The 13,407-nt window shown below is 71.4% G+C and carries 13 protein-coding genes; 4 read left to right on the top strand and 9 right to left on the bottom strand.

Going from position 1 to position 13,407, the window contains the following annotated elements:
- Positions 1-129: 129 nt before the first annotated feature.
- Positions 130-1,482: a class II 3-deoxy-7-phosphoheptulonate synthase gene (locus CW359_RS04785; protein WP_105968483.1), complete on the bottom strand. Its 1,353-nt coding sequence runs from the start codon at positions 1,480-1,482 to the stop codon at positions 130-132.
- A gap of 147 nt (positions 1,483-1,629) precedes the next feature.
- On the opposite strand from CW359_RS04785, the gene CW359_RS47505 reads away from it, so the two are divergent.
- Both CW359_RS47505 and CW359_RS04775 read left to right on the top strand, forming a co-directional pair.
- A complete protein-coding gene (locus CW359_RS47505) occupies positions 1,630-1,704 on the top strand; it encodes a trp operon leader peptide (RefSeq protein WP_408647452.1) in 75 nt (24 codons plus the stop codon).
- 136 nt (positions 1,705-1,840) lie between these two features.
- Entirely contained in the window at positions 1,841-3,715 is a 1,875-nt protein-coding gene (locus CW359_RS04775) for an anthranilate synthase family protein (RefSeq protein WP_105968481.1), read from the top strand.
- Between the two features lie 147 nt (positions 3,716-3,862).
- On the opposite strand, the gene CW359_RS04770 is transcribed toward CW359_RS04775, so the two are convergent.
- From CW359_RS04770 to CW359_RS04755, 4 genes are all read right to left on the bottom strand, one after another.
- Positions 3,863-4,891 carry a 6-phosphofructokinase gene (locus CW359_RS04770; protein ID WP_105968480.1) on the bottom strand — a complete coding sequence of 343 codons (1,029 nt, stop codon included), beginning with the start codon at positions 4,889-4,891 and terminating at the stop codon, positions 3,863-3,865.
- Positions 4,892-5,009: 118 nt separating this feature from the next.
- Positions 5,010-5,723 carry a response regulator gene (locus CW359_RS04765; protein ID WP_232838226.1) on the bottom strand — a complete coding sequence of 238 codons (714 nt, stop codon included), beginning with the start codon at positions 5,721-5,723 and terminating at the stop codon, positions 5,010-5,012.
- Entirely contained in the window at positions 5,720-7,000 is a 1,281-nt protein-coding gene (macS, locus tag CW359_RS04760; protein ID WP_105968479.1) for a MacS family sensor histidine kinase, read from the bottom strand. The genes CW359_RS04765 and macS overlap by 4 nt, the downstream gene beginning before the upstream one ends.
- Before the next feature lie 37 nt (positions 7,001-7,037).
- Positions 7,038-7,781, bottom strand: coding sequence for a lysophospholipid acyltransferase family protein (locus tag CW359_RS04755; RefSeq protein ID WP_198655089.1), 744 nt, complete (start codon positions 7,779-7,781; stop codon positions 7,038-7,040).
- Between the two features lie 132 nt (positions 7,782-7,913).
- On the opposite strand from CW359_RS04755, the gene CW359_RS04750 reads away from it, so the two are divergent.
- A complete protein-coding gene (locus tag CW359_RS04750) occupies positions 7,914-8,762 on the top strand; it encodes an alpha/beta hydrolase (RefSeq protein ID WP_232838227.1) in 849 nt (282 codons plus the stop codon).
- Positions 8,755-9,357: a hypothetical protein gene (locus CW359_RS04745; RefSeq protein WP_105968477.1), complete on the top strand. Its 603-nt coding sequence runs from the start codon at positions 8,755-8,757 to the stop codon at positions 9,355-9,357. The genes CW359_RS04750 and CW359_RS04745 overlap by 8 nt, the downstream gene beginning before the upstream one ends.
- Positions 9,358-9,532: 175 nt before the next feature.
- Here the strand turns inward: CW359_RS04745 and CW359_RS04740 are convergent, their stop codons facing one another.
- The 4 genes from CW359_RS04740 to CW359_RS04725 all read right to left on the bottom strand — a co-directional run bounded on the left by CW359_RS04740 (position 9,533) and on the right by CW359_RS04725 (position 13,298).
- Complete coding sequence (locus CW359_RS04740; RefSeq protein ID WP_105968476.1) at positions 9,533-10,288, bottom strand: endonuclease/exonuclease/phosphatase family protein; 756 nt, start codon at positions 10,286-10,288, stop codon at positions 9,533-9,535.
- A 198-nt stretch (positions 10,289-10,486) separates the two neighbouring features.
- Positions 10,487-11,440, bottom strand: coding sequence for an ROK family glucokinase (locus tag CW359_RS04735; RefSeq protein ID WP_105968475.1), 954 nt, complete (start codon positions 11,438-11,440; stop codon positions 10,487-10,489).
- Between the two features lie 115 nt (positions 11,441-11,555).
- Positions 11,556-12,059 (bottom strand): DUF5304 domain-containing protein, encoded by a 504-nt coding sequence (locus tag CW359_RS04730; protein WP_105968474.1) that lies wholly within the window; start codon positions 12,057-12,059, stop codon positions 11,556-11,558.
- A gap of 57 nt (positions 12,060-12,116) precedes the next feature.
- Positions 12,117-13,298: an ArsA family ATPase gene (locus CW359_RS04725; protein WP_105968473.1), complete on the bottom strand. Its 1,182-nt coding sequence runs from the start codon at positions 13,296-13,298 to the stop codon at positions 12,117-12,119.
- Positions 13,299-13,407 lie beyond the last annotated feature (109 nt).

Genomic DNA, 13,407 nt, shown 5'->3' with positions numbered 1-13,407 from the left:
CCCTCCTTTCTTATTCTGTTTTTTTTGGGGGGGGGGGGGGGGGGGGTCCCCCCCCCCCCCCCCCCCCACGCCACTCTGCTGTAACAGGCGGAAAGCCTGGTGATCTACTACTCGCCTACTACCGATCCCCTACTGGTCGCGGTACATCTCCGCGACGAGGAACGCCAGGTCGAGGGACTGGCTGCGGTTCAGCCGGGGGTCGCAGGCCGTCTCGTAGCGGTGGTGGAGGTCGTCGACGAAGATCTCGTCGCCGCCGCCCACGCACTCGGTGACGTCGTCGCCGGTCAGCTCCACGTGGATGCCGCCGGGGTGCGTGCCCAGCTCCTTGTGGACCTCGAAGAAGCCCTTGACCTCGTCGAGCACGTCGTCGAAGCGGCGGGTCTTGTGACCGGAGGCCGCCTCGAAGGTGTTGCCGTGCATCGGGTCGGTCACCCAGGCCACCGTCGCGCCGGACGCCGTGACCTTCTCGACCAGCTCGGGCAGCTTGTCCCGGACCTTGTCGGCGCCCATGCGGACGATGAAGGTCAGCCGGCCCGGCTCACGGTCCGGGTCGAGGCGCTCGATGTACTGCAGCGCCTCCTCGGCCGTGGTCGTCGGGCCGAGCTTGATGCCGATCGGGTTGCGGACCTGGGAGGCGAACTCGATGTGCGCGCCGTCCAGTTGCCGGGTGCGCTCACCGATCCACACCATGTGCGCCGAGACGTCGTACAGGCGTCCGGTGCGGGAGTCGACGCGGGTCAGCGCCGACTCGTAGTCCAGGAGCAGGGCCTCGTGCGAGGAGTAGAACTCGACCGTCTGGAACTCGGCCGGGTCCGTCCCGCAGGCGCGCATGAAGTTCAGCGCGTTGTCGATCTCGCGGGCCAGCTGCTCGTACCGCTGGCCGGACGGGGACGACTTCACGAAGTCCTGGTTCCAGGCGTGCACCTGGCGCAGGTCGGCGTAACCGCCGGTGGTGAAGGCGCGGACCAGGTTGAGCGTGGAGGCGGACGCGTTGTACATCCGCTTCAGGCGCTCGGGGTCCGGGATCCGGGACTTCTCGTCGAAGTCGAAGCCGTTGACCGAGTCGCCCCGGTACGTCGGCAGGGTCACGCCGTCGCGGGTCTCGGTGCCCTTGGAGCGCGGCTTCGAGTACTGGCCGGCGATCCGGCCGACCTTCACGACCGGCACGGAGGCCGCGTAGGTGAGGACGGCGCCCATCTGGAGGAGGGTCTTGAGCTTGGCGCGGATGTGCTCGGCGCCGACGGCCTCGAAGGACTCGGCGCAGTCGCCGCCCTGCAGCAGGAACGCCTCTCCCTTGGCGACGGCCGCCATCCGGGCGCGCAGCTGGTCGCACTCCCCCGCGAAAACGAGCGGGGGATACGACTCCAGCTCCGCAACGACTGCGCGCAGAGCCTCGGTGTCGGGGTACTCGGGCTGCTGCGCCGCGGGCAGGTCTCGCCAGGTGTTGCCAGCGCTTGCGCTGGTCTTAGCGTTCACGGTCACAGCCTCAACATTACGGGGTCGTGTCGGGCGTCCATCCGCCTGCTCATCAAGTGAGACGGGGTTCGCTCGTTCGGGTCCGGTGGGCGGAGCGACCGGTCCGTGCGCCGGTTCGTGTCTCTTCAGCTCCTCGCGGGACGGCTGTGGTGTATGGTCCGTCGCATGTTCGCGCACTCGACCCAGCTCCAGAACTGGTGGTGGACCGCTCACCCGGCGGCCCACTGACTGCGTACGAACGCAAGTCTTCGCGAAGGCCGCCCGAGGGGCGGCCTTCGGTGTTTCCGCGGACTTCCGCACCGGCCGTTCCTCCAGATCACTGATCCGATCACTGATTCAGTCATCGATCGATGGAAGAGGAACCATGCGACTCGACCAACTCCCGCACGACCCCCGCCCGTTCGCCCTGATCCACCGCCGCACCCCCGGCCACGACCACTCGGTGGTCGAACTGCTGCTCGGCCCGGTGACCACGTACGACCGGCTCGCCGACATCCCCGACGAGGGCCTCGCCCTGATCCCCTACCGCCAGATCCGCGAACGCGGCTTCGACGTCCGTGACGACGGCACACCACTCGCGGTGCTCACCCCCGAGGAGTCGTACGAACTCCCGCTGGCGGCGGTGCTGGAGCAGCTCCCCGCGCACGACGTGCGGGTCGAGGGCGGCGGCTTCGACGTCGGCGACGAGGAGTACGCGGAGATCGTCGGGCGGGTGCTGCGGGAGGAGATCGGGAGCGGCGAGGGGGCCAACTTCGTCATCCGGCGGACGTACGAGGGTGAGATCCCGGGGTTCGGACGCGCCGACGCCCTCGCGCTGTTCCGGCGGTTGCTGGAGGGCGAGCGGGGTGCGTACTGGACGTTCGTCGTGCACACGGGCGAGCGGACACTCGTCGGCGCCAGTCCCGAGGTGCACGTGCGGATGACCGGCGGGACCGTGGTCATGAACCCGATCAGCGGGACGTACCGCTATCCCGCCGAGGGGCCGACCCCCGAGCACCTGCTCTCGTTCCTCGCCGACGGCAAGGAGATCGAGGAGCTGTCGATGGTCGTCGACGAGGAGCTCAAGATGATGTGCACCGTCGGCGACATGGGCGGGGTGGTGGTCGGGCCCCGGCTGAAGGAGATGGCCCATCTCGCGCACACGGAGTACGAGTTGCGGGGCCGGTCCTCGCTGGATGTGCGCGAGGTGCTGAAGGAGACCATGTTCGCGGCGACCGTCACCGGGTCGCCCGTGCAGAACGCCTGCCGGGTCATCGAACGGTATGAGCCCCTCGGGCGGGACGGTGTTGGGCGCGGCTACTACGCGGGGGCGTTGGCGCTGCTCGGGCGGGACGCCGGCGGGGCCCAGACCCTGGACTCGCCGATCCTCATCCGGACCGCCGACATCGCGCCGGACGGACGGCTGCGGGTGCCGGTCGGTGCCACGCTCGTCCGTGGCTCGGACCCGGCGGGCGAGGTCGCCGAGACCCACGCCAAGGCGGCCGGGGTGCTGGCGGCGCTGGGTGTCGTACCGGGACGGGCCCGGGAGACGGGCGTACGGCCGCGGCTCGCGGACGATCCCCGGGTGCGGGCGGCGCTAGACGGGCGGCGGGCGTCGCTGGCGCCGTTCTGGCTGCGGATGCAGTCGCCGACAGCGGAGCTGACCGGGCATGCGCTGGTCGTCGACGCCGAGGACACCTTCACGGCGATGCTGGCGCACGTCCTGCGCTCGTCGGGGCTCGACGTGACCGTGCGACGCTACGACGAACCGGGGTTGCGGGAGGCCGTCGTACGGCACGAGGGGTTGTTGGTGCTCGGGCCCGGCCCGGGTGACCCGGGTGATCCGGCCGACCCGAAGATGCGGTTCCTGCGCGAGCTGACCGCCGAGGTGCTTCGCGATCATCGGCACGGGGTGCTGGGTGTCTGCCTCGGGCACGAGCTGATCGCGGCGGAGCTGGGGCTGGAGATCGTACGGAAGGAAGTGCCGTACCAGGGGGCTCAGACGGAGATCGATCTGTTCGGGCGGACGGAGACCGTCGGGTTCTACAACAGCTTTGTGGCGCACTGCGGTGAGGAGGCCCTCGGCGAGTTGGCGGCGCATGGGATCGAGGTCAGCAGGAGTGGGGGTGGGGAGGTGCACGCGCTTCGGGGGCCTGGTTTCGCGGGCGTTCAGTTCCATCCGGAGTCGGTGCTGACGCTGGACGGGGCGAGTGTCGTACGGGAGTTGGTGGCGGGGGTGCAGTCCTTGCGGGCGCGGTAGTTCTCGACTGCGGCGCCGTCGTGGCTGGTCGCGCAGTTCCCCGCGCCCCTAAAAGCAGAAGACCCGGCCCTGCGGGCCTGAAAAGCAGGGGCGCAGCCCCCGCTTTTCAGGGGCGCGGGGAACTGCGCGACCAGCCCCCACCCACCGTCAGCCGAAGAACACACCGACCTCCTCGTACAGCTTCATGTCGACCGTCTTCAGCCTCGCCGTCGCGTCCGCGATCGGAACGCGGACGATATCCGTGCCCCGCAGAGCGACCATCTTGCCGAAGTCGCCATCCCGGACCGCCTCGATGGCGTGCAGGCCGAAGCGGGTGGCGAGCCAGCGGTCGAAGGCGCTGGGGGTGCCGCCGCGCTGGATGTGGCCCAGGACCGTGGTGCGGGCCTCCTTGCCCGTCCGTTTCTCGATCTCCTTGGCCAGCCATTCCCCGACGCCGGAGAGGCGGACGTGTCCGAAGGCGTCGAGGGACTCGTCCTTGAGGACCATGTCGCCGTCCTTCGGCATCGCGCCCTCGGAGACGACCACGATCGGGGCGTACGAGGCCTTGAAGCGCGAGGTCACCCAGGCGCACACCTGGTCGACGTCGAAACGGTGTTCGGGGATGAGGATGACGTTGGCGCCGCCCGCGAGGCCGGAGTGGATCGCTATCCAGCCCGCGTGGCGGCCCATCACCTCGCAGACGAGGACGCGCATATGGGACTCGGCGGTGGTGTGCAGCCGGTCGATCGCCTCCGTCGCGATGCCGACCGCGGTGTCGAAGCCGAAGGTGTAGTCGGTGGCGGAGAGGTCGTTGTCGATCGTTTTCGGTACGGCGACGACCGGTACCCCGTGCTCGTCGGTGAGGCGGGCCGCCACTCCCAGGGTGTCCTCGCCGCCGATCGCGATGAGCGCGTCGACCCCCTGCGCGGCGAGGTTCTCCCGGATGCGGGCGATGCCGTTCTCCTGCTTGAGCGGGTTGGTGCGGGAGGAGCCGAGGATGGTGCCGCCGCGCGGGAGGATGCCGCGTACGGCCGGGATGTCCAGGCGCATGCTGACGCCCTCCAGTGGACCTCGCCAGCCGTCCCGGAAGCCGACGAAGTCGTAGTCGTACTCCTGTACGCCCTTGCGGACGATGGCCCGGATGACGGCGTTGAGCCCGGGGCAGTCGCCGCCTCCGGTCAGTACTCCGACGCGCATGGAAGTGTCCCTTCGCCGCGGATACGTGACGAAGGATCAGTGTGACGTGCGTCTCACGCGACGTCGAGGCTCCTGACTCGCTGCCAAGCCACTCTCCGCCAAGTCACCCGTCGTCGAGTCACTCGTCGTCGAGGCCGCGCTGTATCGCGTACCGCACCAGTTCCACCCTGTTGTGCAGTTGGAGCTTGCCGAGGGTGTTCTGGACGTGGTTCTGGACCGTGCGGTGCGAGATCACCAGGCGTTCGGCGATCTGCTTGTAGCTGAGGCCCTTGGCCACCAGCCGCAGCACCTCCGTCTCGCGGTCGGTCAGCTCCGGGGCCCTGGGCTCGTCGGCGCCCGCCGCCGGGGCCGGTTCGGAGGCGAGGCGGCGGTACTCGCCGAGGACCAGACCGGCCAGGCCCGGCGTGAAGACCGGGTCGCCGACCGCCGTACGGCGTACCGCGTCGAGCAGTTCCTCCGTCGAGGCCGACTTCAGCAGATAGCCGGTGGCGCCCGACTTCACCGCCTCCAGTACGTCCGCGTGCTCGCCGCTCGCCGAGAGGACCAGGACGCGCAGGGCGGGGTTGGAGCCGACCACCTCCTTGCAGACCTGGACGCCGGGTTTGCCTGGCAGGTTCAGGTCGAGCACCAGGACGTCCGGCGCGACGGCCCTGGCCCGGCGTACCGCCTGCTCGCCGTCGCCCGCCGTGGCGACCACGTCGAACCCGGACTCGGCGAGGTCGCGGGCGACCGCGTCGCGCCACATGGGGTGGTCGTCGACCACCATCACGCGGAGCGTTCCCCGCGGCTCTTCCCCGTTCACGTGCCCGCCCTCGTCGCCTGTGTCCGTCATCGCTTCTCCGCCTTACCCCGTGCCGTCTGGCCGGCCTTCGGTACCGTCAGTTCGACCTCCGTGCCCTGCCCCGGCACCGAGATCAGCTCGGCGCCGCCGCCGAGGTCGCGCAGCCTGCCGCGGATCGACTGGGCCACCCCGAGCCGCCCCTCGCCCTCGGCCTGCGCGAGCCGTCCCTCCGGGATGCCGGGCCCGTCGTCCCGCACGGTCACGACGACCGAGTCCGGCTCGTCCTCGACCAGGATCCAGGCCCGGGCGCCCTCCCCCGCGTGCTTCCGTACGTTGTCCAGCGCGGCCCCGACCGCCGCGGCCAGCTCCTTCGCGGCGGCCCGGGCGAGCGGCACGGGGGCACCGGGATCGGAGAGGGTGACCGTCGAGGTGGCGTACGGCACCAGCAGGGTGCGCAGGTCGACGGGGTCCGGCGAGTCGGGGTCCGAGTCCGGCTCCCCCGCCGGGTCTACGAGGGTGCCTGGCACCCCTGCTCCCACGTGTCCCGGCGTCCGTGGGCCCGAGGCCAGGCCGCCGGAGACCAGGGCGCGCAGGGCGATCTCCTGCTCGCCGGCCATCCGGCCCAGTTCCCCGGCCTCGCCGCCGAGCACGGCGCCGCGCCGCTGCACCATCGCCAGTACCTGGAGGACGCTGTCGTGGATGTCCCGGGCGAGCCGCTCCCGTTCGCGGGTCGCGGCCTCGATCTCCAGGGCGCGGGCGAGGGTGCGCTCGGAGGCGCGGGCGACCTCGACGACGTATCCGATGGCGATGGAGGCGACCCACACCAGGACCACGTTGTGGACGGTGTCGCGGGCCGGGCTGCCGCGCTCGACCAGGTTCGCGACGGCGACCAGCGTCGAGGCGAAGGCCGCCCAGCGCCAGCCGCCCTTGATGGCGAAGGCCAGCACGGAACCGGCCGTCCATATCGACGGCATCGTGGCAGCGCCCGAGGCGATCCGCTCGTGGGTGTCGGCGACGGGCGTGAGGAGGATGCCGGCGAGGGCGATGGTGAGGTCGGCGGTGAGGAAGCGCTTGGTGCAGTTGGCCGCGCTCGCCACCTTGGGGAGGGTCGCGAGGGTCCAGACGAACAGGACGCAGAAGTAGGCGACGGCGACCCAGGGCCGGGCGAAGCCCTCGTAGGAGTTGGCGAAGAGGCCGATCGCGTACAGCATCGTCAGGATGCGGTAGCCGGTGAGGGCACGCCACAGCGGCTGCTCGACCGACATGCGCATGACCTTCGGCGGCCCGGCCTTGCCTCGTACCGCTACGGCCTTCTCGCGTACGGCCATCTCCCCCACCATCCCCCGAACCCGCCCCGTGGTGCCGCTACTTGGCGCCCGAGTGTTCCTTCTCGCGCGCCTTCTGTGCCTGTCTCTCCGCCTTCGCCGCCTCCGCGATCCGCCGCTTGGCGGCCGACGCGTAGATGTCGACGTACTCCTGGCCGGAGAGCTTCATGATTTCGTACATGACCTCGTCGGTCACGGCCCGGAGCACGAAACGGTCGTGTTCCATGCCCTGGTAGCGGCTGAAGTCGAGCGGCTCGCCGATCCGGATGCCCGGGCGCATCAGCTTGGGCATCACCTTGCCCGGCGGCTGGATCTTCTCGGTGTCGATCATCGCGACCGGGATCACCGGTGCCCCGGTGGCGAGCGCCACGCGCGCGAGGCCGCCGGGTTTGCCCCGGTAGAGGCGGCCGTCGGGCGAGCGGGTGCCCTCCGGGTAGATGCCGAACAGCTCACCGCGCTCAAGGACTTCGACCCCGCTGCGGATCGCGGCCTCGCCCGCGCCGCGCGCGCCGGAGCGGTCCACCGGGAGCTGGCCGACGCCCTTGAAGAAGGCGGCGGTCATCCGGCCCTTGACGCCGGGCGTCGTGAAGTACTCGGCCTTCGCGATGAAGGTGACCTTGCGGTCGAGGACCGCGGGGAGGAAGAAGGAGTCGGAGAACGACAGGTGGTTGCTCGCCAGGATCGCCGGGCCGTCGGCCGGGACGTTCTCCAGGCCCTCCACCCAGGGCCTGAAGGCAAGCTTCAGCGGTACCCCGACGGAAACCTTCATCGCGCCGTACAACAACCGAGTGCCTCCCGTGTCTGTCGGTCAGACCTTAACCCGCGGCACTGTCAATGAGCCCGACGGCCCTGGTCGGTGTCAGTGCGGTCGCGTACCGTGAAGTCCTCACACCACCCCATGAACAGGAGACCGATGGTGCCGGTCCTTCCTGGAGCCGAGCCGTACCGCCATGAGGGCGGGGAGGTCGGCGTCCTCCTCTGTCACGGTTTCACCGGTTCCCCGCAGTCGCTGCGCCCCTGGGCGGAGTACCTCGCCGAGCGCGGACTGACCGTCTCGCTGCCGCTGCTGCCCGGGCACGGCACGCGCTGGGAGGACATGCAGCTCACCGGCTGGCAGGACTGGTACGCGGAGGTGGACCGCGAGCTGCGCGCCCTGCTGGAGCGGTGTGCCCAGGTGTTCGTCTTCGGCCTGTCGATGGGCGGCGCCCTGACCCTGCGGCTCGCCGAGCGGTACGGCGACCGGATCAGCGGCATCGTGATCGTCAACCCGGCGAACAAGGTGCACGGCCTCGCCGCGTACGCCCTTCCGGTACTGCGCCATGTCGTGCCCTCGGTGCCCGGCATCGTGAGCGACATAAAGAAGGAGGGCGTCGAGGAGGTCGGCTACCCGAGGATCCCGCTGCACGCGGCGCACTCGATGCGCCGGTTCTACCAGGTGGTGGACGGTGACCTGCCTCAGGTCACACAGCCGGTACTGCTCCTGCACAGCCCGCAGGACCATGTGGTGCCGCCGGTCGACTCGGCCCGCATCCTCAGCCGCGTTTCGTCGACGGACGTGACGGAGATCCTGCTGGAACAGAGCTACCACGTCGCGACGTTGGACCATGATGCGGACCGGATCTTCGAGGAGAGCCACGCGTTCGTCCTCCGGCTCGCACCCGCGGCCGGCAAGGAGGCCACGGACTCGGGCGAGATCCAGGTGCCGGGGCAGAGCCGACAGGGAGACCAAGTGGGGCAGCAGGAAGGGACGGCCACGGGTGGCTGAGCACGACTCCGACCGCGAGCCGGAGGAGAAGGGTGTGCCCTTCGACGAGGCCGCGGCGTGGGCCGCGATCGTGGAGGCGTACGGCGACGAGCCGCCGGACCCGCCAGGCGCCAAGCCGTTCAAGTCGATCGAGGATCTCGCGCTGCTCGAACCCGACACGAACGACGAGACCGGCGACACCACCGACCCCGACCCGAAGGGCAACGCCGACAAGGTCGCCAAGGGCGACGGGCCGCCCCCGAAGCCGCTGGGCAGCTCCGTCGCGTTCGCCCCGGGCGTCGGCGGGGGCGGCCCGCGCGACTACTCGATGCAGGAAGCGTCGGAGGACGACTTCGACGATGACGACGAGGGCCACTTCGTCCCGCCGGAACCGCCGCCGCTGCCGGCCTCCGACACGACGGCCCGGTTCGCCTGGTTGGCGGTGCTGGGCGGCCCGATCCTGCTGCTGCTCGCCGTACTGCTGGGCTGGGACATGACCTGGTGGCTGACGACGCTGGGCATCGGCGGGTTCCTGGGCGGGTTCGCGACGCTGGTGGTGCGGATGAAGGGGGACGAGGACGACGAGGAGGATCCGGGGCGGGGAGCTGTCGTCTGACCTCGGCCAGAGCGCTGTCCGGCGGTTCCGGAAGCGCTCCGGGACGCTGGGATTCCGAGGGCGGCCAGGACCGGGAGACGGGCAGAACCTCTCGACGCCGCCCTCGCACCGCTCGGCCCCAGGGGGCCGCACAGGCTTCGGACGGCCGCGCCGGACTCCGCCCGGCGGACCGGGCTCAGGCTGCCGGTACGCGCAGTGCCGCCAGCACGGGCAGGTGATCCGTGGCCGCCCTCAGGTCTGTCTCCGTCACGCCCGGCAGGCCCGTCGGGACCCCGCAGCCGAGCACCTCGATGCCCGGTGTCGCCAGGATCGCGTCGATCCGCTGGTGCGGGTCGGTCGGCGTCGACGTGTACTCCGTCCCCCAGGGGGCGGTTGCCCAGCAGTCCTGGAGCCCGGTGGACAGGCGGCGGAAACTGCGCCCCGCGGGGCGTTCGTTGAGGTCGCCGCCCGCGACCGCGTGCGGGACGTCCAGTGCGGCGAGGCGGTCGAGGAGCAGGCCCGACTGCTCGTACCGCTCGTCCTTCTGCAGGCTGAGGTGACAGCTCAGTACGCCTAGCCGGGCGCCCCCGAAGCGGACGACGGCCGTGGCGAAGCCTCGGCGGTGCTGGCCCGGGGTGAGGGGGAGGAGTACGTCCTCGGTGCGTTCGACTGTCGCGCGCAGGGAGCAGAGGAGGGCGGGGCCCGCGGCTGTGGCGCCGCCGGTGAGGACCACCTGGCCGGAGGCGGCTGCGAGGCGGGCCAGTTTTTTGCGCCAGCGGAAGAAGCGGGGGGCTTCTTGGACGAGGACCAGGTCGGGGGCGCAGGCGGTGATTACCCGGGCGAGGGCGGTGGTGTCGTCTCGCATCGAGCGGATGTTGTAACTGAGGACTCGGATGACGGCGGAACCGTCTGGGTTTGTGTGGGGGGTGGGGAGCGGGGGGTTCGTCGCCATGCGGGTCAAGATACGGGTGGGGGGTTGGTGGGGTGATCGGGAACTCGCCGTGGATTGTGCGGTAGTTGGCCGTGTGACGGTGGGTGGGGCTTCTCGCGCAGTTCCTCGCGCCCCTGGGTTCGCTGCCCCTGACGGCATGACGAAGCCCGCCGTTCCTCTTCCCGAGGTACGGCGGGCCAGCTGCGGTCAGGGCGTGTTCTACATGATCGGGTCTGGTTCTCTCGCCAGGTCCGCCGCGCCCACCATGCCTGCCTTGTTGCCCAGTTGGGCGGCGATGACGTCGGCGACCGGGCGCCAGTTGCCGCCCACCAGCCAGCGCTTGTAGGACCTACGGATGGGGTCGAGGACCAGTTCGCCCTCGTCCGAGAGGCCGCCGCCGACGATGAAGGCGGAGGGGTCGAAGAGGGAGGCCAGGTCGGCGAGGCCGGAGCCTGCCCAGCGGGCCAGTTCGCGGTACGAGTCGACGGCGACCGCGTCGCCCTGTCTCGCGGCCATCGAGATGTGCTTGCCCTCGATGCCCTCGGGGGTGCCGTCGCCGAGGGAGAGCAGCAACTCCGCGTTCTCGGGGGTCGCGTTGGCGCGCTGCTTGGCGTACCGGACGAGGGCGCGGCCGGACGCGTACTGCTCCCAGCAGCCCTGCGAGCCGCAGCCGCACAGCAGGCCGTCCGGGACGACGCGGATGTGGCCGAACTCGGCGGCCACGCCGAAGTGGCCGCGGCGCAGCTTGTTGCCGATGATGATGCCGCCGCCGAGGCCGGTGCCCAGGGTGATGCAGATGACGTTGCGGTGGCCCTTGCCTGCGCCGAACTTGTACTCGCCCCAGGCCGCCGCGTTGGCGTCGTTCTCGACGACGACCGGCAGGCCCACGCGTGCCTCGACCTTGTCCTTCAGCGGTTCCTCGCGCCAGTCGATGTTGGGCGCGAAGTACACCGTGGAACGCTGGCGGTTCACGTATCCGGCGGCGCCGATGCCGACGCCCACGATCTCGTGCCCGGCGCGCGCGCCCTCGACTGCGGCGGCGATGGCGTCCACGATGCCCTCGGGCGTGCCCGGGGTCGGCACCTTGTGGGTCGAGAGGATGTTGCCTTCCTCGTCGACCACGCCGGCCGCGATCTTCGTGCCGCCGATGTCGACGCCGATGGTGAGTCCCATGAATCCCTCAGTTTCGGTGGAGCCCCGCTACGGCCAACGGTACCCGAGCCCCTGTCGCCGGGTTCCCGTCGTCCGCACGGTGGGCAGGCCCGGCGCGAACGATTCGAGGGGGTTGTCAGTCCAGGTCGATGCGCTCGCCGGAGCCGGTGCCCTCGTCCCCGCGGTCGCGGCGGTCGTTCTCCCGGGTCGTCCAGCGACGCTCCTGGGACTCGACGGCCGAGCGGTAGGCGGCGAGCAGTTCGTTGCCCGCGGCGGCGAGGTGGTCGAAGACGTCCGGGTTGCGTTCGATCACCGGTTCGACGGCGGCCTTGGCCTGCTGGACGACCTGCTGCACCACCTGCTGGGCGGTGCCCTGGGCGACCGCGCCGAGCAGCGGCGACTGGAGGGACGACAGCTTGTCCGAGACGGCGTCGACGAGCTTGCGCAGTTCCTCGGCGGCGGAGCCGGGGGGCGGGCCGTACCGGGCCCGGCGGCGGGCCTTCTCGGCTTCGAGGTCCTCGGCGCAGGCCTTGGCCCAGGCGTCGGCGTCGGAGGCGGGTGCCTCGTACGGCGCGTCGTGCGGTGCCTTGCCGGCCGCGTCCCCCTGAGCGGCGTCGGACGGGGGGCGCTCTTCGCTCATGGCGGACTCCTGACTACGGTTCGTCCCTCCGACGGTACCCGAACGGACGCGGGCGGTTCACCGGGTCTGCGGCCACAGGTCGGGGTCCGGCGCGAAACGGATGCTCAGTTCGCCGTCGCGCAGGGCGGCTCCGGCGACCGTGCAGCGGCGCAGGGCCGAGGGCAGCGGGACGATACGGCGGAACGGGCCGACGGTGAGGACGAGATCGTCGCCGCGCCGGACCAGGTCGAGGTCCTCGCGTATCGCGCCGGGCAGCGGGATGTGCCAGACGAGCACACCGTCGTCGGCGAGCTGGTCGGTGACGGGCCACTCGACGGGGGCGGGGGCCGCGTTGACGGCGGGGGCGCGCAGGGCGGCGAGGTCGTCGGTGCCGCGCGGGTCGTGGCCGAGGTGCGGGACCTGGTGGAGGCGGCGGCCGTACGTCTCCTGCCACTCCTCCAGCGCCTTGCGCTGCTGGGCGGTGACGGAGGCGAGCCAGGGGTCGATGGAGGGTTCGGGCAGCACGCGGTTGGCGAGCAGCGCGTCCGTGCGCAGGCCGTGCAGGGAGAGTCCGGTGGTGGCGGCGCGCACGGCGTCGGTGCCGGCCGGGCCGGGTTCGGCGACCAGCCGTACAACGGTCCCCGGGTCGGCGACGACCGCGGTGACGGCGGCCAGCTCCACGTCCCAGCGGGCGGCGGTCTCGTACAGCCACTCCGCGGGCATCGGGACGCCGGCGAGACGGCCGAGTACGGGGCGCAGCGCGCGGGCGGCCTGGCGTTCGGCCGGGAGGAGGCGGCGCAGATAGCGGCGGAGTTCCTCGGGGAGGGCGAGGAGGGCGAGGGCCTGCGGGGTGGGCGGGAGGTCGACGACGAGCAGGCCGTACGCCTCGGAGAGCGCGGCGTCGCGCAGGGCGCGCAGGAGGGCGAGTTCCTCGGCGCCGGGGAGGGGGGTGAGTTCCTCGGGGTCGAGCCGGGAGGCGCCGAGGAAGTCGAGGGCTCCCGAGGCGCGGTCCTGGAAGGCGGTGAGGTCGGCGCGGAAGCGGTCGGCGGCGTCGGGGCGCCAGGCGGTGAGGTGCGGGGTGTCGGGCACGGAGACGGGGTTGGGGCCCGTCTTGACGCCGAGGGCGGCGCCGAGGGTGTCGGTGCGGTCGGTGCTGAGTACGAGGGTGGGGGTACCGTCGCGCGCCGCGGCGAGGCCGGTGGCCGCGGCAAGGGTGGTACGGCCCGAGCCGCCTGGGCCGGTTACGAGGATGGTGCGCATGGGGGTGAACGGTATATCGCCCCCGCCGCCCCTACCCGTCCCGTCCCCGGGGGCTGCCGCCCCCGGACCCCCGCTTTGTCCTCAAGCGCCGGACGGGCTGGGGGGCCTG

This window comes from Streptomyces geranii (assembly GCF_002954775.1).
Classification (GTDB): Bacteria; Actinomycetota; Actinomycetes; order Streptomycetales; family Streptomycetaceae; genus Streptomyces; species Streptomyces geranii.
The sequence above is the reverse complement of the archived record's forward strand: the minus strand, read 5'-3'. Positions and strand labels throughout refer to the sequence as shown.